Raw genomic sequence first — 25,115 nt, forward strand, 5'->3', positions numbered from 1 at the left:
GCAGAAAGAGCGCTGGGAAGCGCAACCCGTCCAAGGAGGTCGGAGCCGGAAGCCAGTTGGACAGGTTAAGGTGAAGAGACTGTTAAGATTCTTATGGTTTTGCTGTTGCCAAGGCAACACCGCACCAACTAACATCTCGCTACACTGCGACCGCTCATGATTCATCCTCTGCTGCAACGGCTGCACCAATCCACCCTGACCCCGCTGCGGGATATCCACTGGACGCCGGAATTGTTCGGAATCCTCTTGGTGTACTTTGTGCAGGGGGCGGTGGGGCTGGCACGGCTGGCCACCAGCTTTTACCTGAAGGATAGCTTGGGCCTCAGCCCGTCTCAGGTGGCGGCGTTGATGGGCGTTGCCATGAGCCCCTGGATCCTCAAGCCCCTCTACGGCCTGCTGTCGGATACCGTACCGGTGGCGGGCTATCGGCGTCGTCCCTACCTCTTGTTGTCAGGGCTTCTGGGGTGTGGGGCTTGGCTGGGGATGGCCCTGTGGGCACCGACGGCTGGTCTGGCCACCCTGTGGATGGTTTTGGGATCCCTGGCGGTGGCGGTAGGGGATGTAATCGTAGATTCGCTGGTGGTGGAGCGGGTACACGGCAGTGACTGGGCGGGGACGGGCACGCTGCAATCTTTAACTTGGGGAGCAACGGCCTTGGGATCCCTGCTCACCGCCTATTTGGGAGGAGCGCTCTTGGCCCATTATCCGCCGCAGGTGGTGTTTGGGCTGACGGCCTTTTTGCCGTTGTTCATCGCTCTGGCAGCTTGGGTTATTGCCGATCAACCGGTGGCGTTGTCCCAGGGCTGGGATCCCTTGCAACAACAGGTGGGGCAGGTGTGGCGGGCGCTGCGGCAACCCAGCATTTTGCTGCCGGTGCTGTTTGTGTTCGTTTGGCAGGCCACTCCCAGCGCCGATGCGGCTCTTTTTTACTTTGTCACCAACGATCTCGGCTTTGGGCCGGAATTTTTGGGTCAGGTGCGCTTGGTTACCAGCATCGCCAGTTTGCTGGGGGTAGGGATCTTCCAAGTGTACCTGCGGCGGCTCCCACTGCGGCCCCTGTTCGGCTGGATGACGGTGATCTCGGCGGCGTTGGGCCTGACCAGCCTTATCTTGGTCTATCACCTCAACCGGGATTGGGGCATCGACGATCATTGGTTTAGCTTGGGGGACAGCCTGGTGCTGACGGTGGCAGGACAGATTGCCTTTATGCCGGTGTTGGTCTTGGCCGCCCGCCTCTGCCCCCCTGGGATCGAGGCCACCCTCTTTGCTCTGCTGATGTCGGCCTTTAATTTGGCGGGGTTTCTCTCCCAAGAGCTGGGATCCCTGCTGATGCATGGGCTGGGGGTAACGGAGACCGATTTCAGCCGGCTGGGGCTGCTGCTGATCCTGACCAACCTTTCTACCCTCTTGCCCCTGCCGTTTTTGGGCTGGCTGCCGGAAGAGAGCATGACCCTTGGCGGAGCAGAACTGGAGGCGGAAGCCCATGCCTCTCTGGAATCCTTTCTGCGGGATGTGCAGGCAGAAGAAGCGGAGACAGCCTTGGCGATGGAAGGGGTCTCTCTGGCCGAAACCGACCCAACCTAAAGAGACTCTGTCTGCCCTCGGGAAAGGCATACAGCCTCGGTGTCCAGACGCTAAGATGGAGGGATGAGCTGGGTAGCCCCCACAACTCACTCGGATCTTTCACTTCAGGAGGGGACCGTGCTTCATCGTAGGATCTATCAACTCAGCCGCGAAGGCAAGGATGTGTGGATCTATCTGCGGGATCAGGGACGCTGGCTGGAACGGGCCAAGATCCTCGATATCGAAGGGGACACCATCCTAGTTCGCTACGAGACAGAAGATGAGGAGGAGATCTGCTCCTGGGAGGAGATGATTCGCCTGGAAAGCATTGGAGCTGTTGCTCAGCGCCTTTCCACCATTCCCAAGGGGATGCTCAGCACGTCAGATTTGCTCACCTCAGAAGACTGCCCTCCGGCTGAATTGCTGCATCCGCCACTGTTGCCTACCGAAGGAGAAGATCATCCCAGCGGCGAGCGCCTCGTGGAGGATTACTACCTGGATCGGGAGGCTCCTGCCGAGCTGCCGGTGCGCTCCAGTGGGGAAGATCTCAAACGGGCGGATCGTGCCCGGCACGATGCTGAAGGCACGGATTGAGTTCTCCGTTTGCCAGAGCGGCGCAGAAGAGCGCTTGACATCCTCAGGTTCAGACGCCAGCTCAGAAGCCTAGAGGTGGATGGCCCGGCCACGGCCAGAAAAGTTCTCTAGAGTTCACCTTGGCAGATGAAGGGGATCCCAAGGGCGGGATCTACTTTGCCAGGCCCTCAGTTGTGCAGGGTCGGATGGTCAGTGGGCCGTAGAACTCCTCTTGGCACAGCTCCACCTGAGAGCGGGCAGCCATTAGCAGCAATGACCAGAAGACTTGAATGGGGTGAATGGTCCCGCTGCTGCCGTTTTGATAGCTTTTTTGGCAAAAGTGTTGCTGGAGATCGACAAAGCTGATCTGGGTCAGACCCTGCTGCCAAAGCTGAGCCAGCAGAGATTCTAGCTCGGCGGTGGTTTCCAAAAGGTTTTCCGGGTGGGCTAGCTGAGTGATAGCCGACAGCGCTTGCTGGCGAGAAATCCGTTGGGCCAGCGGCTTTGGGGCAGCTTCGGGCTGGTGTTCCAGCAGGGTTTCCAGCTCTTGCAGGTGGGCGATGAGTTCTTTGAGGGTGATGGGCCGGGTACGTTGAAGACGGGGTGCTGCCCTGGGTTGCAACACGCGATCCAAGTGCGCCAAAGACCAGCTTGGCCAGGGATCCACTTCTACCTCCACCGGGCTGGGCTCACTTTCTTCTGCTTCTGGTTCTGCCAAAGCCATCGCCTTAAGATAGACCAACATGGCAGCGTGGAGCAGGGCTTGTCCCGACTCAGACAGGTCATGGCTGCTACTGGTGGGAGCCATACGGGCCAGAAAGCGATCGATAACCTCGATGACCTGCACATCCCAGGGATCGATCTCGCCTCGTTCTGCCAAATCAATGAGCAGAGCAATTGCCTCTTCGGTCGGTGAGTAGGCCATAGCACCCCACAGCTCCCTGACCCTTACTGTAGCCCTCAGGCCGGATCCCGGCTATCTCTAGCCATCTCCCATGCCGATCCGAATCCTCTGGCTCAATCGCTGACGTGGTAATATAGAGATCCTGCTCTAGTCGATAGCTGCTAGAGTGGTATCTGCGGGCGGTTAGCACAGTGGTAGCGCACTTCCTTCACACGGAAGGGGTCACAAGTTCGAATCTTGTACCGCCCATACCCGCAAACCTGCTCCTGCAGCGAGCTTCAACAGTCCAAGTCCTTCTCCTGGAGGAGAGATACAGGCGGCTAGAAACGACTTTTTCCGCCCCGGGGTCTCCGTAAACTACCCGACTCCGACCGCTAAGCGGTACGGAGCGGGCTTTCAGTAGCCCTGAGCCTGTTCTGCTCTACCAGAGAACAAAACAAGCCCGAACCTCTAGGCTGGTTTACGACAGCCCCCAAGAGCGCAATCACATTCGCACCATTCAAATCCGCATCTCCTTCCCATCCACAGTGCCCACACTTGAACGACTTGCCACTGCGGTAGGATTGCGCAGGGTCGGGATGGATGTGTAAACACTTGTGACAGGTCTGCGACGTGTAGGCAGGCGGCACAAGAACCAGAGAAACCCCTGCAACTCTCGCCTTGTATTCCAGAAACTGGCGTAGCTGGTAGAACGCCCAACTGTTGGTTCTGCGCCGTTCGGCCTTGTTGCGCGGCTGTTGATTGACTCTTTCCCGGATCCCTGTCAGGTCTTCCAGGGCGATAGCGCTGTTTGTGGTCTTTGCCCTAGAGACAATAGCTTTGGAGATGCGATGATTGACCCACGCCTGAAAGCGCCTCTCCTTGCCAGACAGCCGTTGCAACAGTTCTCTGCATCTGCGCCGCGAACTGCGTGTGCCCTTACTGGCTTTGCGTTGGAGTACCGCCCTCAACCGGGAGTAGTGGTCGCGGACTCTGTTCAACTGCTGTCCATTCCAGTTATCTCCTTCCGATGTATGGGCAATATCTGTCCTTCCCAAGTCCACCCCGATCACCTTGTCGGTATCTTGTTGCTTGGGTGGCTTTTTCTCTACGCAAATCTGGATGTAGTAGGAGCCATCTTTGCGCTTGACCAGGGTGGCAGCTTTTGGGTTGGAACCAGCCAGCATCCCACGCTGGTAGTTGCCAATGACCAGTTCAAAGCGTTCTCTCCCTTCCACCGTGGTCAGCGACACCGTCCAGTCTTTTTGACGGAACGAAAAGATACGGGCGTCGTAGGTAACAAAGCCGCTCTTAAACTCCTTGACGGGACGCTTTTTCTGCTTAGCCACTTTGCGGGAACCCGCTACCCGTCTGCACACCTGTTGAGCCAAGTTACTGGACAAGCCAAACCGGGCTCGAATCTCGTAGTAGCAAAGGGATTGGAGTTTGACTGCGTTGACTACTTTTTCTGGTGTGTTTTGGTTGACCCAGTTCAATGCCTGTACAAAGGCATCCATCGTCGCGTCCAATTTGGCGGCTTGCGACGGGGACACCTTGAGCTTGCAGGATATCGTCAGGACTTGGCTCATAAGTTCATTGTACTTCATCAAAGCGCATTCCTCCTGGCAGTGACCCTACGGGTACAGTGCGGGGCTCCTGCGCTAGTAAGCTGAAGCGCGCCTTAGGGAGAGGGCTAATGGCTGTTGAGAACAACTCCGCTTGAGCTTCCAGCGTCTTTGCTGCCAGGCCAGTGGAGAAAGGGAAGAATGGTAGCCTAATAAAGGGTAGGGTTGAGGCCATGCAAGAATTTCGTCCCGCTAACGCGATCAGAAACCTTCGCTTCATACTCCTGGGCTTGTGGATCTTGAGCCTGCTCGTTCTCCTCATCCAAAACTGGGGATCCCCGGCAAGGGTTGTGGTGGGTGGGCAATCGGGATCCCCGCTTCCTCTATCGTTGGTGCTATTGGCCTCTTATGGGGCAGGGATGGGGCTGGGATTTTTGTATGTAGGCTCCTGGCGATTGCACGACCGGGTGTTCCAGCGACAGGCAATCCGTAAGTTAACTCAGTTGAGCGACCGAGTTCGCTTTTTGGAAGCCCAGCTGATTCCCCCCGACCACTATTTGCCCCAAGATCTGCCGGAGTACGAGCCGGATCCCCAAGCAGGCCGCTATTCCTATTCCAATATCCCGCCGGAACGCATTCGCGATCCCGCTCCTGAGGACGACGATGCGGCAGCAGCTCCCAACTGGCGGATTGTCCAGCGGCCCTACGCCGACGAGGAGGAGGAAGGATGGGATTCCTAAACTGGTGGAAATCGTCTGCCGCTCCTGCGTCTGAGCCCGACCCCCGCCCTGAACCGCGGGGACAGAACAACTATCTGCTCATCGTCCTAGACAGTTGCCGCTTCGACAGCTTGCTGGCGGCCAACCCCAAGCACTTGCTGAAGTTGGGCCCTCTGGAAAAGCGCTGGAGCTACGCTTCCTGGACGGCCCCTGCCCATTACAACCTGCTCATGGGCCTGCTGCCCCACACCAGCCCCATCCACGTTTTTGCGTCCGAGCACTACAAGCAAGATTATCTGCGCTACAACGAGCGGCTCGGCACCCGGCAACCCATTGAGTTCAAGCATCTGCTGCCTCATCTCTATTTGCCGACGCTGCTGAAGCATCAACTGGGCTACACCACCCACGCCATGGTCTCCATGCCGGTGCTCAACCCCAGCACGCTGCTGAATCGGGATTTCGATTCCTACCGCCTCATGCCCCAGCACAACGATATGGCGGCCATGGTGGAACAGTTGCGCTTCGAGCCGGATCGCCCCAGCTTTTACCTGTTAAACGTGGGCGAAACTCACTATCCCTACGCGCTGCCCGATGAGGATCCCAGCTTGTGGCCCCGCATCTCGGGGGTGAATGGGGTGTTGAAGCGGCTGGATGAAGGAGAAGAGGACGGGATCCCCTTTTTCGATTCGGCCCAGTTGGAAGAGCTACGGCAGCGACAGATCCAGGCGGTGCGCTACCTGGATGGGATCTTTGAACAGCTGTTCGACCTGGTTCCCAAAAACACCTACATCACGGTTACAGCCGATCACGGCGAACTGTTTGGGGAGGGAGGCTACTTCGGCCACGGCCCTATCCACCACGAAAAAGTGCTGGAGGTGCCCTTTATCGAGGGCAAAATTCGCTAGGATGAGGCCCTCACCCCCAGCCCCTCTCCCTGAGGACAAGGGTGGCCATCGATAGCCCAGCAACTGGGCTTACCAGGATTGAGCCTCTGTTTGCCTGCCGGTTAACGCGATCGCCTGAATCGCATGGGCAGAGCCTCTTCCCTTTTGGAGCAGCTAGATCTGCTGGGTCTCCGGCTTGGGCAGGGTAGGATCCCGGCGGGGTTCGCCGTTGGCGCTACTCGGACGGAGCCCTTGCGGGGATCCTTTTACACCGGAACCCAACCCATCTTCGGCGGCCAGGTCGGCAGAGCGGGCGATCTCGTAAAGGCTTTTCACCACACTGCTGAGGGGAATGGCGACGATCACGCCCAGGATGCCCCCCAGTTGCGCCCCCACCAACAGGGCAATCAAGATCCACACTGGATTTAGCCCGATCAGCTCTCCCATCAGGCGGGGGGCGATGACCCGATCCTTCACCTGCTGCACGATCAGGGAAACCAGCACCACTTTAAGGCTGAGCCAAATGTCCTGAAAGGCCAGCAACACCGCCGCCGCCCCAATGCCAATCACCCCCCCCACCAGGGGGATGACCTCCAGCAGGCCGATCAGCAGGCCAAACAGGAGCCCGAAAGGTACCCGCAAAAACCCAAAAACCGGCACCAGCATCAGGGCCATGATGAACCCCAACACCAACTGGCTGATCAGAAAGTTCTGAAAGCTGAGGGCTAGGGCTTCGCCAATGCGCGGCCCCCAAGGTTTGGGGAAGAGGCTGAGCAACCCCTGCCAGAACTGGCCCCCGTAGAGCAGCATGTAGAGGGCCAACACCAGCACCAGCACCAAGTCGATCACCTGGTTGAACGTACCCAGAAGGAGATCCAGGGATTGGCCGGCAATTTTCTCGGCGCTGGCCTGCAGGCGGTTGAGAAGGGTATTGACCAGCTCCGTCTGGCCAAGGTTGATGTTGCGCTCGGCGGCCCAAAGGCTAATCTGGTCGAGCCAATTTTGTAAGGTGTCCACCCACTCTGGGATCCGCGCCCCCAGCTGCACCACTTGCTTGGCCAAGACCGGCACCACGGCGATCCCCACCAAGACCAGCAGCACCACCGAGAGAGCAAAGACCAGGGTGACCGCCAAACCTCGACTGACCCGATAGCGCCGCAGCACCTGCACCGGGTAGTTGAGCAAAAAGGCCAGCACCGCCGCTGTCAGGATGGTGGTGAGCAAATGCCCAAACAGCCGACCCACCTGTATGGCCAGCCAGCCGCTGATGACGATCAAGATCCAGGTGAGCAGCAACCGCTGCAAGGGTGAGAAGCGATTCATGCCGGAGCCATCCCCAAGGGATCCCAAAGCGCTTAAAAACCCAGGATGCTATACCCACTATCCACGTAGATCACCTGGCCGGTAATGCCGCTGGCCAGGTCGCTGGCCAGAAAAGCCGCCACATTGCCCACCTCTATTTGAGTGACATTGCGCCGTAGGGGAGCTTTCTCCTCCACAGCATGCAGCATGGCATGAAAATCGGAAATGGCCGATGAGGCCAAGGTGCGGATTGGGCCGGCAGAAATGGCGTTCACCCGGATCCCGGCAGGGCCCAGCTCGGCAGCCAGGTAGCGGACACAGGTTTCCAGGCCCGCTTTGGTGACGGCAGCCATGTTGTAGTTGGGCACCACTCGCACTCCTCCCAAGTAGGTCAAGGTGAGGACACTGCTGCCGGATCTCAGTAGGGGCTTGGCAGCCCGGCAGAGGGCAATCAGGGAGTAGGTGCTCACATCCATGGCCAGGGCAAACCCCTCCCGCGAGATATCGCTGAAGTTGCCGCTCAGCTCCTCTTTTTTGACATAGGCCAGGCAGTGAACCAGAATATCGACCTGACCCCATTTTTCGGTTACCCCCTGAAACAGATCGCTGATCTGCTGATCGCTTTGCACGTCGCAGGGGAGGAGAAAATCTGGCTGCAAGGGATCCGTGAGTTGCTGAACTTTGGTTTTGAAGCGATCCCGCTCGTCCGGCAGATAGGTAACCCCTAGGCTGGCCCCCGCTTTGTGCAGTTGCTGAGCAATGCCCCAGGCAATGGAGCGCTCGTTGGCAATGCCGGTTACCAAGGCTTTCTTTCCCGTCAGCTGTAGCATGGCAAAAAAAGTAGGGGTGTATTCCTTTCTATCCTCCCACAGGTGGGAGCTGGGGCTGGGAGAAGGGATCCCAGGCACTCCTGAACTCCCGTTAAAAAGGCCCGGCTTCCACAATGAAAGTCCTTTTGGTTGAAAAGGAATATTGTCTGCTGGATCTCCGCAGCCCTGTTACCCGTGCCGAAATCATCGAGCACCCGTGGTCGTTGGAAGATACCTCCCTCAACCGGGCTGATAGGTGGAAGCAACGTGCAGTTCCTTGAGCTGCTTCGCCTCAACGCTGGAAGGAGCGCCGGTGAGCAAACATCGCGCCTGCTGGGTTTTGGGAAAGGCGATGACATCCCGGATGGAATCTTCCCCGGCCAGCAACATCACCAGCCGATCCAGGCCGTAGGCAATGCCGCCGTGGGGCGGGGTGCCATACTCAAAGGCTTCCAACAAAAAGCCAAACTTGTCCCGCGCCTGTTCGGGGGTGAGGCCAATCGCTTGAAAAACCTGCTCCTGAATTTCCCGCTGGTAAATCCGCAGGGATCCCCCTCCTACTTCCACGCCGTTCCACACCAGGTCATAAGCCTGGGCCCGCGCCGTTTTCAGGTCGGCCAAGTCGTCGGGGTGGGGGGCGGTAAAGGGGTGGTGCAGGGCTTCCAGGCGATTTTCTTCGGCGTTGAACTCAAACATGGGAAAGTCGGTGATCCAGAGGAGATTCAAGGCGTTCTCTGGGATCAAACCCAGCTCCTGGCCCAGGTGCAGCCGCAGCCGGCCCAAAGACTCGTTCACCACTGCCGCCGGCCCTGCCCCAAACAGCAACAGATCCCCTGGCTTGGCCTGGGTGAGATCCAGCAACCGCTTCTCCTGCTCGGGGCTCAAGCTCTCTTTCAGGGCGCCGATGGTATCGAGGCTGTCGGGCCGCACCCGGATAAAGGCCAAGCCGCCCGCCCCATACTGGGTGACCAGCTTGAACAGATCCCCGCCTGGTTTGATGCGGGTGTTGGAGATCTTTTCATCGCCGCCGGGCACTGGCAGGATTTTGATCAAACCGCCCTCAGCCAGCACTTTGGCGAAGACTTTGAATCGGGATCCCTGAAACACCTCCGAAACATCCACCAACTCCATCCCAAAGCGGGTGTCAGGCTTGTCGGAGCCGTAGCGGGCCATGGCCTCGGCATAGGTCAGGCGCGGGAAGGGACGGGGCAGGTGGATCCCTTTGACAGTTTTGAAGATATGGCAGATCAGTCGCTCGTTGAGCTCCAGGATCCCTTCTTGATCCATGAAGCTCATCTCCATGTCCAACTGGGTGAACTCCGGCTGCCGATCCGCCCGCAGATCCTCATCCCGAAAGCAGCGGGCGATCTGGTAGTAGCGATCCACGCCAGCCACCATCAGCAGCTGCTTAAAGAGCTGGGGCGACTGCGGCAGGGCAAACCACTCGCCGGGGTTGACGCGGCTGGGCACCAGGTAGTCTCTGGCCCCTTCTGGGGTGGAGCGGGTGAGAATGGGAGTCTCCACCTCGACAAAGCCCTCCTCGTCTTCTAGGAAACGGCGGATGGCCTGGATGACCCGGTGGCGCAGTTGCAGGTTACGGGACATGCGCTCCCGCCGCAAATCCAGGTAGCGATAGCGCAGGCGGATCTCTTCTCGCACTTCCTCTGCTTCTTCTCCCGAGACGCTGAAGGGGAGCTGCTTGCCGACTGGACTGAGCACTTCCAACTGTTCGGCGTAGATCTCGACCTCGCCGGTGGCCAGGCGAGGGTTGAAGGAGTCGGGGGGCCGTTGCTGGACAGTTCCCGTTACCCGCACCACATATTCGTTGCGCACTTCCCCCGCCAGTGGATATGACTGCGGAGTTTTCTGCGGATCCGCCACCAGTTGCACAATGCCAGAGCGATCCCGCAAATCCAGAAAGATCACCCCCCCGTGGTCGCGGCGGCGGTCGATCCAGCCGTAGAGGGTGACGGTCTGGCCAATGTGGGCCGGGCGGACTTCGCCACAGTAGAGGGTGCGGGCCGGGCGATGGATGGCAGCAGGCATGGAAGAGGTGAGAGAACAAGGGTCTGAGCCCCTATCATACAAAACTCAGACCTCCTGCCTCGACTCAGCTTCTCAGGAGCATTCAGGGGATCCGCCCAGGGCTACCACAATCGTGCAGGTGTTGTGGCGCATCATGGCAACGTAAGTTTCGGCGCCGCTGCCTGGCTCCCCCAAAGAGTCCGAGTACAGTTTCTGTTCGGCTACCTTGACCCCGGCTTCGGTGGCCACCGTTTGGAGGAGAGCGGGGTTGAGGGTGGTCTCAGCAAAGATAGCCGGCACCCGCAGAGCGCGGATCTCCTCCACTAAGCGGGCCACTGTCTGGGCGCTGGGCTGTTCTTCGGTGCTGATCCCCAGCAGGGATCCCCCCATTTTCAGGCCGTAGGCTTGGGTGTAGTAGGCAAAGGCATCGTGAGTGGTCACCAAAACCCGGTTGGGAGGGGGGATGGTCTGAATTTGCTCCCCAATCCAGGCATGAAGCTCCTCCAGCTCTGCTCGATAGGCAGCAGCATTGGTTTGGAAGAAGGTCGCCTCGCCAGGCACCTGTTCCGCCAGCTCTTGGGCGATGCGCTCCACCATGCGGATGACGTTTTCCACATTGCCCCACACGTGGGGGTCGGGAGTGGGGATCCCATCCTCCTCATTGGTGACGATGGGATCGAGGATCTCGGCCAAGGCAACCCGCCGCGCTCCTTGGGCCGTGGCTTCGATGAGACGCATCAACCCCGGCTCCAGGTTGTAGCCATTCCAGAACACCAAGTCTGCCTGCTCTAGGGCCACCCCATCCGCCGGCGTTGGCTCGTAGACATGGGGATCCATTCCCGGCTGCAGCAGGCTGGTGAGCTGGATGCGATCTTGGCCCACCTGCTCCACCCAATCGGCGATCAGTGTGGTGGTGGCCACAACGCGGGGACGCGCCCAACCCGAACCGGCTAGGGCCAGAAAACTGCTGATCGCCAAGCCGAAGGCCGCTACCCAACGGCGCCGCCCCCAAAGGAAGACAGGACTTTTCATTATCGTTTCATGATTTAGGTACCCCTTTAGGGTACACTGGACTTACTCGAAAATGAAAGCAAAATGAAAAAGCAATCTGCTCCTCTCCCTCTTGGTCCGGCCAGGGGATCCCTGGTGGTGCGGGATCTGACGGTGCGTTACGGCAGCCTGCAGGTGCTGCAAGGGATCCAAGCTGAAATCGCGCCGGGCCGCGTCACGGGCATCCTCGGGCCCAACGGGGCCGGCAAAAGCACCTTTCTCAAGGGGCTGTTGGGGTTGGTGCCGCTGGAACGGGGGGAAGTGCGCTACGGCGGACAAGCGCTGCGGGGAGAGCAAGTGGCCTATGTACCCCAGCGCTCGGCCATCGACTGGTCGTTTCCCGCCACGGTGTGGGATGTGGTGTTGATGGGGCAGGTGAGAGCTGCTGGCTGGTTTCGCCGCATCGGGAAAAAGGGGCAGCAGCGGGCTGCTCAAGCCCTGGAGCGGGTGGGGATGGGGGCCTACCGGGATCGCCCCATTGGAAAGCTGTCGGGGGGACAACAGCAGCGGGTGTTCCTGGCGCGGGCCTTGGCGCAAGAAGCGGAGATCTACGCCCTTGACGAACCCTTTGCCGGGATCGATCAGCCCAGTGAGGCTATTTTGTTCCAGGTGATGCGGGAGCTGGCAGATGCCGGCCACATCGTGATGGTAGTGCACCACGATTTGGGGCAGGCCCGGGCCTACTTCGACGAAGTGCTCCTCCTCAACCGTGTCTTAATTGCCCAGGGATCCCCGCGGGAGGTGTTGCAGCCAGCGGTGTTGCAGCGGGCCTATGGCCGAGCCCTGCTGCTGGACTCAGCTGCCTAGGGAGAGTTTGAGGTCAACAACGTTATGGAATGGCTCTGGCACAGCCTGGCGGATCCCTTGAGTTTTGCCTTCATGCAACGGGCTCTGCTGGTGGCGGTGGCCGTCGGCATTCTCTGTGCCGTGGTGGGCAGCTATCTGCTGGTGCAAAGCTTGGCCCTCCTGGGGGATGCCATCAGCCATTCGCTGCTGCCGGGCCTGGCCATTGCCTACATGCTGGGCCTCAACCTGTTTGTGGGAGCCTTTGTGGCCGGTCTCCTCAGCGCCCTCTTAATTCAATGGATCCGCTCCGCCAGCCCCCTCAAGCCGGATGCAGCCATGGGGATCGTCTTTTCGGCCTTTTTTGCCTTGGGGATCCTGTTGATCACTTTGATCCAACGGCGGGCTCGCATCGATCTCAACCACTTCCTCTTCGGCAACCTCCTGGGGGTGAATGCTGTCGATGTGCTGACAGTGGTGGGCATCACCCTTTTGGTGTTGGGGTTAGTGGCCCTCTTCTTCAAGGAATTGACCTTTTACAGCTTCGATCCCTTGGGGGCCAAAGCAGCCGGCCTGCCCACCGAGCGGCTGGGGTGGGGGCTGATGGTGCTCACTTCCCTGACGTTGGTGGCCAGCATGAAGGCAGTGGGCGTGCTCTTAGTGTTGGCCATGCTGATCACGCCAGCGGCAACCGCCTATCTGGTGGTGCCTCGATTGCACCAGGTGATGCTGCTGGGATCCCTATTTGGGGTGAGCGCCAGCCTGCTGGGGATGTACGCCAGCTACTACCTCAATGTGGCCTCCGGCCCGGCCATCGTCCTGGTGGCCTCCGCCTGGTTTAGCCTGGCCTTTCTGGGCAGAGTGTTCTCAGGAACGCGCTAGAAACCAGGGATCGCAGGTCGGGATCCCTGGCTCAAACCTCATCTGAGAAAGGGTAGATGCATGTTAACTCAAAAGCGGGAAGAGCGGCCATCCCGACCGCCTGCGCTGGTCTGCCGAGGCAACGCCTTGTTGACCCTCAGATCCCGGCCCATCCAAGTAGCACCGTCCAGCTCGTCGATGGCTTTTTGCTCATCAGCTTCGTTTTCCAGCTCCACAAAGGCAAAGCCCCGTTTACGGCCAGTCTCCCGATCCACCGGCAGCTTAATTTGCTTAACGGTGCCGTATTCGGCAAACACAAGCCGCAGATCTTCTTCGCTGGCCTTGAAGGACAAATTACCTACAAAAATGGTCATGGCGTAGCACACTCCGAACCTTACCCTTTAGCGTTCAGTTCGGAGGCTCACCTGGTTAAACCATTCGCTCAATCCGAACCTCATGCCAACCACATCTTAGTCTTCCCAATGGCATTTGCAAAGCTATCCTTGCAGCTTTTTGTCCGAGAATTGGGAGAAGATTTTGTAGCAAGATGGAAACTCAGGATCCTAACCTTCATGGGCGATTGCTTTGGCCCAACGGTTGGCGTTTGGGAGTGCCGGGAGAGCGGGGATAAGGAGGCGGCGTGGGGGCTACTTTCTCCAGCAGTAGGCAGTGGCGCACCCCACGGCTGCGGGGTGTGGTGAAGGCTTCTACATGGATCAGTTTTCCGCCCAGGAGCTCAAGGGCCTGCTCCAAAGTTTGGGCTTCTGCCTCGGTCCAATGGCCGCGATAGAGGATGGCGCGTCCCCCCACCTTGAGCAGAGGCAGGCAATACTCGGCGCAGGTCTCCGCCGAGGCCAGGGCCCTGGCCAGAGCAATATCATAGCTGCCCCGTTCCTGCGGGTCTTGCCCCCAAATTTCGGCCCGCTGAGCCACTGCCCGCGCTTGGGTGAGGGAGAGCCTTTGCAAGGTGTCCTGTACAAAGGCAATCTTGCGTTGGGTGCTGTCCAGCAGGGTAAAGCGGGTTTGGGGCAGGGCAATTTGGGCCGGGATCCCTGGAAACCCTGCCCCGGTGCCGATGTCGATCCCCCGCCAGGGTTGAGCTTGGATTGCCTCCCAGGATCCCAGCAGGCGTAGGCCCCGCAGCGAATCCCACAGGTGTTTCTCCCAAAAGTCGATGGGATCGGTGATGCGGGTCAGGTTCTGGGTTCGGTTTCCGGCCATCACCAGCGGATAGAGCTGTTGCAGTTGTTGCTGCTGCTGTTCAGAAGGCTGCCAACCCAGCTCCGCCAGCCAGCTTTCCCACAGCGTCTTGAGCTGTGGGGGCTCAGAGGAAGAAGCGTCAGCCTTCTTCATCCCAGGGATCCCAGTTTCAATCCGGCAGGGATGGCTCTGTCGGCCCAGCCTTTCAGCTCTTGGGTCAAGCCCTGCAAAGAACGGTCGGTGCCCAGCAGCTCTTGGTTTAAGCAAACCAACTCCTGCAAATCCAGCTCCTGACAGCTGGCCCAATCTTCCGCCAGCAAGTTGATCGGCTGCGGCTGAGCCTGAAGCAACTGATGAGAGGCCAACTCCAGCTCTACATTCAAAAGCACCTGCTCCAACCGCTCTACCCGCTCCTGCATTTGCGCCAGCAGGGCTGCCAACTGCTGACAGCAATGGTGAACCCGCTGAGCATAGACCTTGAGCGGCAGGGTCAGCGGCAGCAACGACTCAGACAACAGTTGAATCAGGTGCTGGGCCTCCAGTTCTTCCAGTTGCAGGTCTTGCCAAATGGCGTGGTAAAGATGAAGCGAGCGACGACAGGCTTCCAGGCGCTGGTAGCAGGGCTGTAATACAGAACCGCGCAGCTCCTGCAGGTAGTCGGCCCACAGTTGCCCAGCCTCTACTACCCAACCTGTCTGGAAAAAACTCCACCCCTGAGCCAGCAGCCAACTGACGAACAGGCCCGCCAACAATTGGTTTTTTTGTCGCAACAGGAAAGGCGAAAGGTGCTCTCCCCAAACGGCTAACCCCAGCCAGATCAGGGCAGCCAAAGTCAAATGGGGCAAGCTGATCATCTCGGCCAACAGCTGGGCAGACCAGCGCTGGCGCAGCATCCAGATCACCCCGGCGCCCAAGCTGTACAGCCCTCCCCCCAACAGCGGGATCAACACCAGCCACAGGGGTTGTCCCCTCCACAGGTGCGATAGTGACCCATCTTCGCCCAGCGCATCCCAACTGAGCAAGTACAAAGCCAGCAGAGCCAAAACCACGACCCAGCCCTGCTGTCGCTTGAGACGGCGGGCTAGAAGACGACGGCGGCGGCGCAGATAGGTTTGAAAGGACTCGGCAACAATCGACATAAAAAAATGGCACTGCGGATCCCTACCAATACCCCCACCGGCCTGGAGCGCTCCTTCACGATCATAAGTCTTAACTTTGCTAGGTCATCTGGCTTCTGTATTGCGTTGTTGGCGGGAGTCATGCCCAGCCGGTGGCCAGCTTTTTCAGGGGCTCATCAGGCGGTTTTTCGGCGAGACTCCTCCGAGAAGCGCTGTTTTCTCGGCAAGCCTGACAGAGGCTTTTTAGAGCAGGCAGCCGCGTGCAAGCTCTCCACCCCTGTTACCATGGAAGAGCCCTTAATGTTTCTTTCGTATCCATCGTATCCATAGCCAAGCTAGTCTCTTGGACCGGCTTTTTTATTGTGCACTGTGCCAGGTTTTGTGATCCCTTCTGCATCTCCTCCCAGTTCCGGCCTTTCCCCCCTCGAAGTGCAGCGCCAGATGATCGTCATTCTCGATTTTGGATCCCAGTACTCTGAGCTGATTGCCCGCCGCATTCGCGAAACCCACGTCTATTCGGAAATCCTTTCCTATCGCACCACTGCTGAGCAACTGCGGCAACTGCAACCGCAGGGCATTATCCTCTCCGGGGGCCCCAACTCGGTGTATGAGCCAGCCGCTCCGGTGTGTGACCCCGAGATTTGGAACCTAGGGATCCCGGTTCTGGGGGTGTGCTACGGCATGCAACTCATGGTGCAGCAGTTGGGGGGCAAGGTGGAAGCAGCCCAGAAGGGGGAATATGGCCGTGCCGCCCTGCACATTTTGGATCCCACCGACCTGCTCACCAACCTGCCGGAAAACAGCATCATGTGGATGAGCCACGGGGATTCGGTTACCGAACTGCCGCCGGGCTTTCACACCTTGGCCTCTACCGACAACACCCCCTGTGCCGCCATTGCCGATCCAAGGCGTCGTCTCTACGGGGTGCAATTTCATCCGGAGGTGGCCCACTCAGAGGCTGGCGCCTTTCTCATCCGCAACTTTGTCTATCACATCTGCGGTTGCGAGCCCACCTGGACAACGGCAGCTTTTCTGGAGGAAGCCATTCGAGAGGTACGTGCCCGTGTGGGCAATAAGAAGGTGCTGTTGGCCCTCTCGGGGGGGGTAGACAGCTCTACTTTGGCTTTTCTGCTGCACAAGGCCATCGGCGACCAGCTCACCTGCGTGTTCATCGACCAAGGGTTTATGCGCAAGGAAGAGCCCCAGCGGCTGCTGCGCCTTTTCCAAGAGCAATTTCACATTCCCGTCCACTACGTGGATGGCCAGGAGCGGTTTCTCCGGCAGTTGCAGGGGGTTACCGATCCCGAAGAAAAACGCAAACGAATTGGGGCAGAGTTTATTCGCGTGTTTGAGGAAGAATCCCAGCGGCTGGGTCCTTTTGAGTACTTAGCCCAAGGCACTCTCTACCCAGACGTGATCGAGTCTGCCAATACCCATGTGGATCCGGTTACTGGAGAACGCATTGCCGTCAAGATCAAAAGCCATCACAATGTCGGCGGCCTGCCCGAAAATCTGCGCTTTAAGCTGGTAGAGCCTTTGCGCAAGCTCTTCAAAGACGAGGTGCGGCAACTGGCCCGCTCTTTGGGTCTGCCGGAAGAGATTGTGGGCCGCCATCCTTTTCCGGGGCCGGGGCTGGCCATCCGCATTGTAGGCGAGGTTACCAAAGAACGGCTGGAAACCCTGCGAGAAGCGGACATGATCGTGCGGCAGGAGATCAACCGCTCCGGCTACTATCCCAAACTTTGGCAAGCCTTTGCCGTGCTGCTGCCAGAGGTGCGGTCGGTGGGGGTGATGGGGGATAAGCGCACCTATGCCTGCCCGGTGGTGGTGCGGCTGGTTACCAGCGAAGACGGTATGACCGCCGATTGGGCGCGAGTTCCCTACGATCTCTTGGCCACCATTTCCAACCGCATCGTCAACGAGGTGCCCGGCATCAACCGCGTGGTTTACGACATCACCTCCAAGCCCCCTGGCACCATCGAGTGGGAGTAGGCGGGATCCCTTGCGTCTGGCCTCGATTCCCGGCTGGATCGATGGCTACCTATGGCCAGCTTCCGGCAGGGAATAGGAAGGGCTTGAGCTGAAGGGCTGAGCGGCTTGGACTTCCATTCGGGCCAAAGTCGTAGCGGCATCCGCCAGTTGCAGAGCAAGGTTGGCACGGCTAATCGGATCCCGGGCATTCCAGAGATCCTGTCCCAAACAAAACACCCGATAGCGAAAGGCTTTGATCGAGCGCGATGGGATGACCTTGACAGTCATGGCTACAACCTCTTCTCCACAGAGACGTGAATAGTCAGCAGAACCCGCTCGGGCTCAAGGTAAACAAATGTTACCAAAACAACCTCGTCCTCAGAGGTAATGCTTACCGGGCAGGTGGCTTTCGGGGGTTCCACCCGTTCATGCCGTACCCCCACAGTGTATTCTCCAATTGGCAGGTCATCAAATCCAGCGTCCGCATAGATCAACTCAATGGTTTCTTCTGCAATCAACTGCCCCTCTCGCTCCAGGAAACTGAGAAAAGGGATCCCATCGATGGAGGTGAGCGCGTTGTTGGCCTGGTTGCGGATCATCACGAAGATGTCGGACATGGAGGGTGCGCCATCACCTCAGGGGTTTATGATCGAGGGTGCTGGAATGTAGCCCGACTTTCTTTAGCCTGGACTGCCGCCAAGTCCTGATTCAGCGACCAAACCCTTGACCCCGCGTGGCCGGGCGGGCAAGACAGGCTTGGAGTTTTTCCCGCAACCGGGCTGTATCGAGGCGCTGACCGATGAGCACCAACTGGTTTTTGGGCTGGCGAGGCCACTCATCGCTGCTGAGGGTATAGCGCCGACCGCTGAGGTGAAAGATATGTCGCTCTGGGCTTTCCTCGAACCACAACACCCCTTTGGCACGAAAGACTGCATCGGGCAACTCGTTGAGAAAATTTTGGAAAGCATCCAAAGAGAAGGGCTGATCGCTCTCAAAGGCTAGGGAGTTAAAGCCGTCGGCCTCGATGTGGCTGTGATGGGAGTGGTGGTGGTCATGATCGTGCTCATGGTCATGGTGGTCGTGACTGTCGTGATCATGGGCTTCTTCTTGGGGCAAGGAACTGGCCTGAAACAAATCGGTATCCAAGATTAGCTCCAGGGGAACTGCGCTGTTGACGGTGCGCAAAATGCGGGCATCTTCTTTGATCTCGCGGATGCGTTTTTCCAGACGCTCGATCTCGGCTTCCTCGACCAAATCGATTTTGTTGAGGAGAATCACATCCCCATAGGCAATTTGGCTGTAGGCCACGTCGCTGTTGAACAGATCGGGGGCAAAGTTGGTGGCATCTACCAGGGTGATAATCGAGTCTAGCCGCGTCAGATCTCGCAATTCTGGCCCCAAAAAGGTGAGGGCAACCGGCAAGGGATCCGCCAATCCCGTAGTCTCCACCACCAGGTAGTCGATCTTGTCGGAACGTTCCATCAACCGCAACACGCTTTCGGCGATGTCATCTCGGATGGTGCAGCAGATGCAGCCGTTGTTCAGCTCCACCAAGTCTTCTTCGCTGGAGACGATCAGCTCCGCATCGATGCTGATCTCGCCGAACTCGTTGACCAGCACCGCTGTGCGCATCCCTTTCCGGTTGTTGAGGATGTGGTTGAGAAGGGTGGTTTTTCCACTGCCCAAAAAGCCTGTGATGATGGTGACAGGTAAGCCGCGCTGGGGCACTTCGATGGTTGCAGTCATGGAATGGCAGCGATCCGATATAGAGGGAACTCTTCCACTTTATCCTCTTGTCCTCATTGCCCTAGCTGTCTGAAGCCGATTAAACCCTTCAGATGCGATCAGTAGAGCCTTTGCGCCTCGGCATTGGCGGCAGCCTTGGCTGTCTGAACTGGATGGTCTCTCTCTTTCCGGCTTAATCCTCCAGGGTCAGATCGCTTCCTCTAATCCCCCGGCCCTGAAAGTATGGTCATTTCAATGCAAACTAGGACACTGCACCCAACACCTAAAACGCTGGCCGCGTCGTCGCGTCAGCGTTGCAGAGCAATAATGCACGGAACCAGAAAGCTTTCCTCAGTAGCCCAGGCGTCTCACCCTAACCTGAAACAACTATAATCCTCTGAAAGCTCCAGAAACAATGTCTCTGGGTAGACCACAGTACAGAGCCACCCTAGCTTGGCCTGTCGGGATGCCTACCTGTCCTGAGTCACTTCCACCTGGTTGCCCGGCTCTAGGCTGACGCGGAACTGTTGTGCGCCTGTTGGCAAGGGATCCGGCGGTAGCTCCGGCAGGTCGGCAAATGGGGTTTCGGCTCGGCGCTCTCGGGCAAGCTCATTCTCCGGCTCGGCGGCCAGGGGGGATCCCGTCTCATCTACAGTTACTCGATAGACCAAGCTCTCTGGCCAATCGGGGGGAGACTGCCACTGCTCTGCCAAAATGTCTCGCAGACGGGAAAGGGGATCCGCCCCTGCTGCCTCTCTTCCCGCTGTTGGGTCAGATTCTTGAGGGGATGTGACCAAAGGCTGCGATTGACCCGTCAAGGCAGGGATGGTGAGCTGCTCTTGCGGGGAAGGGGAAGCTGCGGGATCCCTAGGGGGGCGACTGGCCCAGATCCCAACACCGGCCACAACTGCGATCCCTCCCACCAGCAGGGCCGCGATCCCAGTGGGCTGTCGATACCAAGCCCGCGCCACCGGAGTTCCCAGACTGGCCAGTTGGGGAATATCGTCGGCCACCTGGGAGAGGTTCTCCAGCAGGTCGTACAACTGCGTCATCGACAAATCCACCTGCGCGATGCGATCTTCCCCTTGGCGCACCGTGAGACGATGAAAAATAAAATCAAGCGGACGGATGGCCACGGTACCGCTGAAGGTTCCCTTGGGTTCCCCACTCAAGTGGGATCCCACGTAGCGGTCGATTACGGTGATCAAATCGTTGAGCCAAACGTTATCGCCGTGTAAAGTTTTGACTGTCTCCCCCTGGCGGATTTCCAACTGACACTCGAAGCTGCGCTGGATGGCTTGCAGCGGCGGCGTTGCAGAGGAGTCTGAAGAATTGGAATCGGCAGGGGCTTCTCCCCGTACAGTCAGCGTAGAAGTGGGCTGTTGATAGGTGTGGCTAACCAGGGTAAGGTTGGGCATGGCAACTGCGGGCGAACAACACGGGTAGAGGGCTACAGAGGCGATAATTGACAAAACTGCCTCAAGAAGAGGGTGAGGTATCGGGGCCGGAGCTGTGGGCTACCCCCTCTTCTTCCAGATCGCTGCCGGCAGGCAAATCCATCTCAGGACGGCTGAGCAAGGCTTTCCACAGGCGCTGAGCGCCTTTCGGGCTACTGTAGAACATCAGCTCAATCAAGATGCGCAGGGCCAGCTCGGTGAGGCTATTCTCATCGCGCACGTCCCCATCCACCATGCGGCTGCGGTAGTGGGAGAGAAATTCGTCCAAGTAATCCCCCACCAGCGGTTGACGGAAGGGGCTGAGCTCTTGATCGACAGCGGCTTCCAGTTGCTCCAAGGTGCTGCGGATACGGGCTTGTTGCTGAGCAGCCAGATAGGCAATCACCATCACCAGGGCGCGGGCCTCTTCGATATCGACCTTTTTGCGCCCACCGCTGCTGCGGCGCAAGGGGTTAGCATTGCGCAGTCGCCAGAGGGTCACCCGGTCGCCAATCTGCTCTTCCAAGTTGAGGGCTTTGGCTGCGGCCAGAACCGCTTCGGAACTTTCTCCGCTCAGGGACTCCAACCCCAGCAGTAGCAAGTCCAACTGGGCTTTGATGGTACCGGTGGCTGTGTTCAGGCCAACGGGCCGACTGTCTAACTGAATGTGCTTGTGTTCCACCGTCACGCTGTCAATGGGAGCTTTGGGTTTCGACGAAACTCTATGATCTCCTGTCCAAGCCAAACCTGCAACCTACCTCCCTGCGCTCTAGTCTAAAAGACTTTGGGCATGCTAGACTGCTCGCCAGCCTGCCGAGAGTTGAGCTCTCAGGGTTCTTCCCCAAAACGGGGTAACTCTGGATGCATCTTAGACCAATAAGAATGGGTTTTCTGGGCCGGTTTCTGTTTCGGCAACACCCCTACTCCTAGCTGAACTTGGGCTTTTGGACTCAGGGGGATGGCTACTTATAATGGGGAAAGCAGCTGCTGCTTTGGCCTTTAAGAGCTAAGTGACTACCCACCTTTATTGAGTTTCCCTTTTGTTGACACCAGCGACTCTAGGTGCAGCTTGATTCATCATGGCCTCTTCTGCTCGCTGCAGTACTCAGCCTGTCCCTGTTCACTGGGTCTTGATCTTCAGGGATCGATTGGGGCAGAGGGGGGTTGTTCTGGATAGTATCTATTACTCAGTGGGACGGTCTAAAGACAATCATATTCGCCTTTACGATCCCTGCGTCTCTCGGAAACACGCTTCCCTCATCCGCATCCCAGGTTCAGGGCCAACTGCACAGGGATCCCTGCAGTACAGCTACATGGTATTCGATGGCAGTCCGGGATCCAGGCCCAGCACCAATGGCCTATTCGTCAACGGAAAACGGGTTTTGTCCCATCGCCTTCAGCTCCTAGATAAGATAAGGTTTGGGCCGAACGTAACGGCAATTGTGGAGACAACGGATCGACTCAGCCCGGAAACCCTAGCCAAGTTATTGCAGCCTCTGGATGCTGCTAGCTCTACATCCCCATCCACCTTTGATTTTAATAAAGACACGGAGCCGAACCCGGAAAACCTGGCTCAGCCAGAGGAAGAGGATTTCACTGTTGCCTAAGCCAACCCAACCAGTCTTCTGAATCCTCCTGTGCTCCCCATCCCACCTGCTCTGAGCGGCTACTGGCAAAATGCCTTTGACCTAGAAGCCCATCTGGGATCCTTCCTGGGCCTTGGGGCTGCCGATCTGCGGGAGAAACTGCGGGCAGGGCAGCAGCAATTGGCGGAGTTGGGCCGGCGAGACTTTGGCTGGGATCGGGCAGATGCGTTTTATCGGGATCAGGTGAGATCCGCCTATCTGCTGGATTTGGCGGCTTGGCACCTGAGCAGCACCGACTACATCGGCGATACCTTACGCCTGGTGGCGGATCATGCCCGCGGGTTGGTGTTGGATTTTGGCGGCGGCATCGGCACCCATGCTATCGGGGCGGCCCTCTGCGCAGCGGTGGATCAGGTGATCTTCTGGGATATCAACCCCATCCATCGGCAGTTTGTGCAATGGCGGGCGGAAAAGCTGGGCTTAACTGAGCGCATCCACTGTCCAGAAAACTTCCCAGAAGAGATCTTTTTTGACACGGTCATCTGCTTCGATGTGGTGGAACATCTGGCGGATCCGGCAGCGCAGTTGCGGCAGTTTTACGACTGGCTCAAGCCGTCAGGTAAGCTTTTGATCAACTGGTACTTTTTCAAGGGGTTTAACGGCGAGTTTCCTTTTCACCTGGACGACCCGCAAAAGGTAGAGCAATTCTTTCAGGTGCTGCAAAGCTGTTTTTTGGAGGTGTTTCACCCCTATTTCATTACCGCCCGCTGTTACCGCAAGTGGGATAAAAGCTGAGATTGGAGAAAACCAAGGTGCTGCGCTATTTGCGGATATTGTGGCTGTTTTGGAGCACCTCAATCGCGGCAGAAATGGAGTACCGTGCCAATTTTTTCTTTGCCAGCCTCAGCAGTCTGGGTGGCTTGGGATCCGCTCTGTTTGGGCTGTCGTTGTTTTACCAGCAGGGGCACCGGCTGGGCGGTTGGAGTTGGCCGGAAGCCCTCATCGTGTTGGGGGTGTTCACCATTCTGCAGGGGGTGTCGGCCAGTCTCTTTAACGTCAACCTCAATCGCATTGTGCAGCAGGTGCAGGAAGGCACCTTGGATTTTGTTTTGCTAAAGCCAATAAGCAGCCAGTTTTGGCTGTCGGCCAGGGTGTTTTCCCCCTGGGGCCTGGTGGATATCGGCTTTGGTCTGTTGCTGATTCTCTACGCCGGGATCCAGCTCCATTTGCCTGCTTGGGCCTATGCTCTGGGGCTGCTGCCTCTGCTGCTGGGGCTGATCATCCTCTACAGCCTCTGGTTTATGTTGGGAGCCACCAGCATTTGGTTTGTCAAAATCTACAACGTGACCGAGGTGTTACGGGGCTTGGTAGAGGCAGGACGATTTCCGATAGTGGCCTATCCGGTGGCCTACCGCGTGTTTTTCACCTTCGTCGTGCCGGTGGCTTTCCTGACCACCATCCCGGCAGAGACCCTGCTGGGGCGAGCCCAATGGCCGTGGCTGCTGGGATCCGCTCTGCTGGCGGCAGGGCTGTTGTGGGGATCTCATCTCTTCTGGCGCTTTGCCCTGCGCTTCTACACCAGCGCTTCCAGTTAAAGTCTGGGCCAAAAAGCTTGGATCCCACGCATCCGAGTTTCCAGGAGTTGAGTAATTTCTACAGACGCGCCCCACGCGCTGACATCGCGGAGAACAACTGCCTTCAGTACAAAGCAGAGGGAATCGCAGAGTTCTCTGGGTTGAGGGCAAAAAAGTTTTCACTGCAGCGCTTTGCAGCCACAGGCTCTGTGGTTTAGGGGGGCTTGTCTGTCAGTGGTTTTGATGGTTTGTCGATCTTTTGAGGAGCCTGTTCAATGCACAAACACACAAGCTTTGTAGCAGCATCTGTGATAGCCGGCAGTTTTGCTCTCTTGGGCTGCGGCAGCAGCACTTCGTCTTCGATGATGCCTTCCCAAGCGGATTTGGTGGCTTTGAGCAGCGGCAACCGCCTCACCTTTATCCGCTCCGCCGATGCCTTTGTGCAGGGATCCCTGACGGTAACAGGAGTGAACGGCAACCTCATTGGTATCGATGTGCGCCCTGCCAACCGGCTGCTCTACGGGCTGACCGACACCAGCATCCTTTACACCATCAACTTGCAGACCGGTGTCGCTACCGTGGCCAGCACTCTGTCGGTTCCCTTCACCGCGGGCACGCTTTCTGGCATGGATTTCAACCCTGTTCCGGATCGGCTGCGCTTGGTGGGAGCCAATGGCCAGAACTTCCGCATCAATGTGGATACGGGCGAAGTGATCCAAGATAGACCTTTGGCCTTTGGCCCAATGGAACTACAGGGATCCCAGCCGGCCATCACCGCCGCCGCCTACACTAACAATGTGGCGGGTGCCCAATCCACGCGGCTGCTGAACATCGACGGGCAACGGAACCTGCTGGTGTTGCAGAATCCCCCCAACGATGGGGTTCAGGTGCCCATTGGCCCCCTGGGGGTGAACTTCGGCCCTATGGGTGGGTTTGACATCCGTACTGCTGATGGAGTGGATACCGGCTTTGCCATCGGCGGCTCCACCTTGTATCGAATTGACCTCAACACCGGTCGGGCCACATTCCTGGGCACCCTGCCGGGTGGGCCGTTCTTTGGCTTGGCTGCCCTCTAGGAAGGCCGATTCCTATTTGCCTATCTAAATCAAGATTCATCAGCGTTAATCAACATTTTGAATTCATGGGTTTGGATCAACTTTTTGAAATCATTGCCGCAGTTGATCCCTTGCGTGGCCCGATCCCAGCTCAGGATTGGGCCTTCTATTTCCCCACAAGTCAGGGTTGACCTCCGCCTATGCAGACGATAAATTATGAGAGCCGCTGCCCTGGTTGGATTACTCTGGGCGATGCTTGTGCCTCTGCAGTTTCTTTCTCTTTTCCATCCCGTTTCCTGATACATTCACGCTGAACTCTCCTGAACATGGTTCAGGAAAGAAGCGATCGCATCCTGCCTATCTCTGAGCAGGAAGGCGGTATCCCGCAAAGCCCTGAGGAATACCCCCCGAGCGCTTTCCCCCTTCACTTCCC

Annotated in this window: 25 protein-coding genes and 1 tRNA gene; 12 read left to right on the top strand and 14 right to left on the bottom strand. The window is 58.0% G+C overall.

Annotation, left to right across the window (positions count from 1 at the left end; all coding sequences use genetic code 11):
• The first annotated feature begins 156 nt into the window (after positions 1-156).
• Both ACVW0B_RS04930 and ACVW0B_RS04935 read left to right on the top strand, forming a co-directional pair.
• A complete protein-coding gene (locus tag ACVW0B_RS04930; protein WP_457491101.1) occupies positions 157-1,584 on the top strand; it encodes a folate/biopterin family MFS transporter in 1,428 nt (475 codons plus the stop codon).
• A gap of 117 nt (positions 1,585-1,701) precedes the next feature.
• A complete protein-coding gene (locus ACVW0B_RS04935; protein WP_457491102.1) occupies positions 1,702-2,157 on the top strand; it encodes a DUF6679 family protein in 456 nt (151 codons plus the stop codon).
• A 151-nt stretch (positions 2,158-2,308) separates the two neighbouring features.
• Here the strand turns inward: ACVW0B_RS04935 and ACVW0B_RS04940 are convergent, their stop codons facing one another.
• Positions 2,309-3,061 (bottom strand): segregation/condensation protein A, encoded by a 753-nt coding sequence (locus ACVW0B_RS04940; protein ID WP_414349871.1) that lies wholly within the window; start codon positions 3,059-3,061, stop codon positions 2,309-2,311.
• Between the two features lie 156 nt (positions 3,062-3,217).
• Here ACVW0B_RS04940 and ACVW0B_RS04945 point away from each other — a divergent pair.
• Positions 3,218-3,289 (top strand) — tRNA-Val (locus ACVW0B_RS04945).
• Between the two features lie 125 nt (positions 3,290-3,414).
• Here ACVW0B_RS04945 and ACVW0B_RS04950 read toward each other — a convergent pair.
• Positions 3,415-4,608: an RNA-guided endonuclease InsQ/TnpB family protein gene (locus ACVW0B_RS04950; protein ID WP_457491103.1), complete on the bottom strand. Its 1,194-nt coding sequence runs from the start codon at positions 4,606-4,608 to the stop codon at positions 3,415-3,417.
• Positions 4,609-4,883: 275 nt separating this feature from the next.
• Between ACVW0B_RS04950 and ACVW0B_RS04955 the strand changes: the two genes are divergently transcribed.
• A complete protein-coding gene (locus ACVW0B_RS04955) occupies positions 4,884-5,324 on the top strand; it encodes a hypothetical protein (RefSeq protein ID WP_238376922.1) in 441 nt (146 codons plus the stop codon).
• On the top strand, positions 5,312-6,208 hold the full coding sequence (locus ACVW0B_RS04960) for a sulfatase-like hydrolase/transferase (RefSeq protein WP_011432786.1): 897 nt from the start codon (positions 5,312-5,314) through the stop codon (positions 6,206-6,208). Before ACVW0B_RS04955 ends, ACVW0B_RS04960 begins: the two co-directional genes overlap by 13 nt.
• Positions 6,209-6,361: 153 nt before the next feature.
• Here the strand turns inward: ACVW0B_RS04960 and ACVW0B_RS04965 are convergent, their stop codons facing one another.
• From ACVW0B_RS04965 to ACVW0B_RS04980, 4 genes are all read right to left on the bottom strand, one after another.
• Positions 6,362-7,510 (bottom strand): AI-2E family transporter, encoded by a 1,149-nt coding sequence (locus tag ACVW0B_RS04965; protein ID WP_414341734.1) that lies wholly within the window; start codon positions 7,508-7,510, stop codon positions 6,362-6,364.
• A gap of 32 nt (positions 7,511-7,542) precedes the next feature.
• A complete protein-coding gene (gene fabI, locus ACVW0B_RS04970; protein ID WP_011432788.1) occupies positions 7,543-8,319 on the bottom strand; it encodes an enoyl-ACP reductase FabI in 777 nt (258 codons plus the stop codon).
• Between the two features lie 219 nt (positions 8,320-8,538).
• The gene (gene aspS / locus ACVW0B_RS04975) at positions 8,539-10,344 is read right to left on the bottom strand and encodes an aspartate--tRNA ligase (RefSeq protein ID WP_011432789.1); all 1,806 of its coding nucleotides are present in this window, start codon (positions 10,342-10,344) and stop codon (positions 8,539-8,541) included.
• A gap of 72 nt (positions 10,345-10,416) precedes the next feature.
• A complete protein-coding gene (locus ACVW0B_RS04980; RefSeq protein WP_457491104.1) occupies positions 10,417-11,355 on the bottom strand; it encodes a metal ABC transporter solute-binding protein, Zn/Mn family in 939 nt (312 codons plus the stop codon).
• Between the two features lie 63 nt (positions 11,356-11,418).
• Between ACVW0B_RS04980 and ACVW0B_RS04985 the strand changes: the two genes are divergently transcribed.
• Together ACVW0B_RS04985 and ACVW0B_RS04990 are read left to right on the top strand one after the other, a co-directional pair.
• Positions 11,419-12,180 carry a metal ABC transporter ATP-binding protein gene (locus ACVW0B_RS04985; protein ID WP_457491105.1) on the top strand — a complete coding sequence of 254 codons (762 nt, stop codon included), beginning with the start codon at positions 11,419-11,421 and terminating at the stop codon, positions 12,178-12,180.
• Positions 12,181-12,204: 24 nt separating this feature from the next.
• Positions 12,205-13,038 (top strand): metal ABC transporter permease, encoded by an 834-nt coding sequence (locus ACVW0B_RS04990; RefSeq protein WP_011432792.1) that lies wholly within the window; start codon positions 12,205-12,207, stop codon positions 13,036-13,038.
• Positions 13,039-13,106: 68 nt separating this feature from the next.
• Here the strand turns inward: ACVW0B_RS04990 and ACVW0B_RS04995 are convergent, their stop codons facing one another.
• The 3 genes from ACVW0B_RS04995 to ACVW0B_RS05005 form a co-directional block, all read right to left on the bottom strand.
• A complete protein-coding gene (locus tag ACVW0B_RS04995; RefSeq protein ID WP_011432793.1) occupies positions 13,107-13,391 on the bottom strand; it encodes an RNA recognition motif domain-containing protein in 285 nt (94 codons plus the stop codon).
• Positions 13,392-13,587: 196 nt separating this feature from the next.
• Positions 13,588-14,370, bottom strand: coding sequence for a 16S rRNA (guanine(527)-N(7))-methyltransferase RsmG (gene rsmG, locus ACVW0B_RS05000; protein ID WP_414341738.1), 783 nt, complete (start codon positions 14,368-14,370; stop codon positions 13,588-13,590).
• A complete protein-coding gene (locus ACVW0B_RS05005) occupies positions 14,367-15,356 on the bottom strand; it encodes a hypothetical protein (protein WP_457384376.1) in 990 nt (329 codons plus the stop codon). Before ACVW0B_RS05005 ends, rsmG begins: the two co-directional genes overlap by 4 nt.
• 420 nt (positions 15,357-15,776) lie before the next feature.
• Between ACVW0B_RS05005 and guaA the strand changes: the two genes are divergently transcribed.
• Positions 15,777-17,327: a glutamine-hydrolyzing GMP synthase gene (gene guaA, locus ACVW0B_RS05010; protein WP_414331898.1), complete on the top strand. Its 1,551-nt coding sequence runs from the start codon at positions 15,777-15,779 to the stop codon at positions 17,325-17,327.
• A 45-nt stretch (positions 17,328-17,372) separates the two neighbouring features.
• On the opposite strand, the gene ACVW0B_RS05015 is transcribed toward guaA, so the two are convergent.
• From ACVW0B_RS05015 to ACVW0B_RS05035, 5 genes are all read right to left on the bottom strand, one after another.
• The gene (locus tag ACVW0B_RS05015; RefSeq protein WP_011432797.1) at positions 17,373-17,594 is read right to left on the bottom strand and encodes a hypothetical protein; all 222 of its coding nucleotides are present in this window, start codon (positions 17,592-17,594) and stop codon (positions 17,373-17,375) included.
• Positions 17,595-17,596: 2 nt separating this feature from the next.
• Entirely contained in the window at positions 17,597-17,923 is a 327-nt protein-coding gene (locus ACVW0B_RS05020; protein ID WP_414329244.1) for a hypothetical protein, read from the bottom strand.
• Positions 17,924-18,014: 91 nt separating this feature from the next.
• On the bottom strand, positions 18,015-19,052 hold the full coding sequence (locus ACVW0B_RS05025; RefSeq protein ID WP_457491106.1) for a CobW family GTP-binding protein: 1,038 nt from the start codon (positions 19,050-19,052) through the stop codon (positions 18,015-18,017).
• 449 nt (positions 19,053-19,501) lie between these two features.
• Entirely contained in the window at positions 19,502-20,449 is a 948-nt protein-coding gene (locus ACVW0B_RS05030; protein WP_457491107.1) for a DUF4335 domain-containing protein, read from the bottom strand.
• A gap of 61 nt (positions 20,450-20,510) precedes the next feature.
• On the bottom strand, positions 20,511-21,155 hold the full coding sequence (locus tag ACVW0B_RS05035) for a DUF3038 domain-containing protein (protein WP_414341745.1): 645 nt from the start codon (positions 21,153-21,155) through the stop codon (positions 20,511-20,513).
• A gap of 391 nt (positions 21,156-21,546) precedes the next feature.
• Here ACVW0B_RS05035 and ACVW0B_RS05040 point away from each other — a divergent pair, with 391 nt between their 5' ends.
• From ACVW0B_RS05040 to ACVW0B_RS05055, 4 genes are all read left to right on the top strand, one after another.
• On the top strand, positions 21,547-22,074 hold the full coding sequence (locus ACVW0B_RS05040; RefSeq protein WP_011432802.1) for an FHA domain-containing protein: 528 nt from the start codon (positions 21,547-21,549) through the stop codon (positions 22,072-22,074).
• 30 nt (positions 22,075-22,104) lie between these two features.
• Entirely contained in the window at positions 22,105-22,848 is a 744-nt protein-coding gene (locus ACVW0B_RS05045; protein WP_457403382.1) for a class I SAM-dependent methyltransferase, read from the top strand.
• A gap of 17 nt (positions 22,849-22,865) precedes the next feature.
• On the top strand, positions 22,866-23,648 hold the full coding sequence (locus ACVW0B_RS05050; RefSeq protein WP_414349888.1) for an ABC transporter permease: 783 nt from the start codon (positions 22,866-22,868) through the stop codon (positions 23,646-23,648).
• 341 nt (positions 23,649-23,989) lie between these two features.
• A complete protein-coding gene (locus ACVW0B_RS05055) occupies positions 23,990-24,703 on the top strand; it encodes a DUF4394 domain-containing protein (protein ID WP_457491108.1) in 714 nt (237 codons plus the stop codon).
• Positions 24,704-25,115: the final 412 nt, after the last annotated feature.

The sequence above is a fragment of the Thermostichus sp. MS-CIW-23 genome (genome assembly GCF_054059455.1).

What these genes read in the sequence shown, in the direction of transcription:
- ACVW0B_RS04930 (WP_457491101.1), top strand. Translation starts at nt 157, where the DNA reads ATGATTCATCCTCTGCTGCAACGGCTGCACCAATCCACCCTGACCCCG.
- ACVW0B_RS05020 (WP_414329244.1), bottom strand. Translation starts at nt 17,923, where the DNA reads ATGTCCGACATCTTCGTGATGATCCGCAACCAGGCCAACAACGCGCTC.
- ACVW0B_RS04960 (WP_011432786.1), top strand. Translation starts at nt 5,312, where the DNA reads ATGGGATTCCTAAACTGGTGGAAATCGTCTGCCGCTCCTGCGTCTGAG.
- rsmG (WP_414341738.1), bottom strand. Translation starts at nt 14,370, where the DNA reads ATGAAGAAGGCTGACGCTTCTTCCTCTGAGCCCCCACAGCTCAAGACG.
- ACVW0B_RS04965 (WP_414341734.1), bottom strand. Translation starts at nt 7,510, where the DNA reads ATGAATCGCTTCTCACCCTTGCAGCGGTTGCTGCTCACCTGGATCTTG.
- guaA (WP_414331898.1), top strand. Translation starts at nt 15,777, where the DNA reads ATGATCGTCATTCTCGATTTTGGATCCCAGTACTCTGAGCTGATTGCC.
- ACVW0B_RS05025 (WP_457491106.1), bottom strand. Translation starts at nt 19,052, where the DNA reads ATGACTGCAACCATCGAAGTGCCCCAGCGCGGCTTACCTGTCACCATC.
- ACVW0B_RS05005 (WP_457384376.1), bottom strand. Translation starts at nt 15,356, where the DNA reads ATGTCGATTGTTGCCGAGTCCTTTCAAACCTATCTGCGCCGCCGCCGT.
- ACVW0B_RS04980 (WP_457491104.1), bottom strand. Translation starts at nt 11,355, where the DNA reads ATGAAAAGTCCTGTCTTCCTTTGGGGGCGGCGCCGTTGGGTAGCGGCC.
- ACVW0B_RS04950 (WP_457491103.1), bottom strand. Translation starts at nt 4,608, where the DNA reads ATGAGCCAAGTCCTGACGATATCCTGCAAGCTCAAGGTGTCCCCGTCG.
- ACVW0B_RS05040 (WP_011432802.1), top strand. Translation starts at nt 21,547, where the DNA reads ATGGCCTCTTCTGCTCGCTGCAGTACTCAGCCTGTCCCTGTTCACTGG.
- ACVW0B_RS04985 (WP_457491105.1), top strand. Translation starts at nt 11,419, where the DNA reads ATGAAAAAGCAATCTGCTCCTCTCCCTCTTGGTCCGGCCAGGGGATCC.
- ACVW0B_RS04940 (WP_414349871.1), bottom strand. Translation starts at nt 3,061, where the DNA reads ATGGCCTACTCACCGACCGAAGAGGCAATTGCTCTGCTCATTGATTTG.
- ACVW0B_RS04995 (WP_011432793.1), bottom strand. Translation starts at nt 13,391, where the DNA reads ATGACCATTTTTGTAGGTAATTTGTCCTTCAAGGCCAGCGAAGAAGAT.
- ACVW0B_RS05055 (WP_457491108.1), top strand. Translation starts at nt 23,990, where the DNA reads ATGATGCCTTCCCAAGCGGATTTGGTGGCTTTGAGCAGCGGCAACCGC.
- ACVW0B_RS05030 (WP_457491107.1), bottom strand. Translation starts at nt 20,449, where the DNA reads ATGCCCAACCTTACCCTGGTTAGCCACACCTATCAACAGCCCACTTCT.
- fabI (WP_011432788.1), bottom strand. Translation starts at nt 8,319, where the DNA reads ATGCTACAGCTGACGGGAAAGAAAGCCTTGGTAACCGGCATTGCCAAC.
- ACVW0B_RS04990 (WP_011432792.1), top strand. Translation starts at nt 12,205, where the DNA reads ATGGAATGGCTCTGGCACAGCCTGGCGGATCCCTTGAGTTTTGCCTTC.
- ACVW0B_RS05015 (WP_011432797.1), bottom strand. Translation starts at nt 17,594, where the DNA reads ATGACTGTCAAGGTCATCCCATCGCGCTCGATCAAAGCCTTTCGCTAT.
- aspS (WP_011432789.1), bottom strand. Translation starts at nt 10,344, where the DNA reads ATGCCTGCTGCCATCCATCGCCCGGCCCGCACCCTCTACTGTGGCGAA.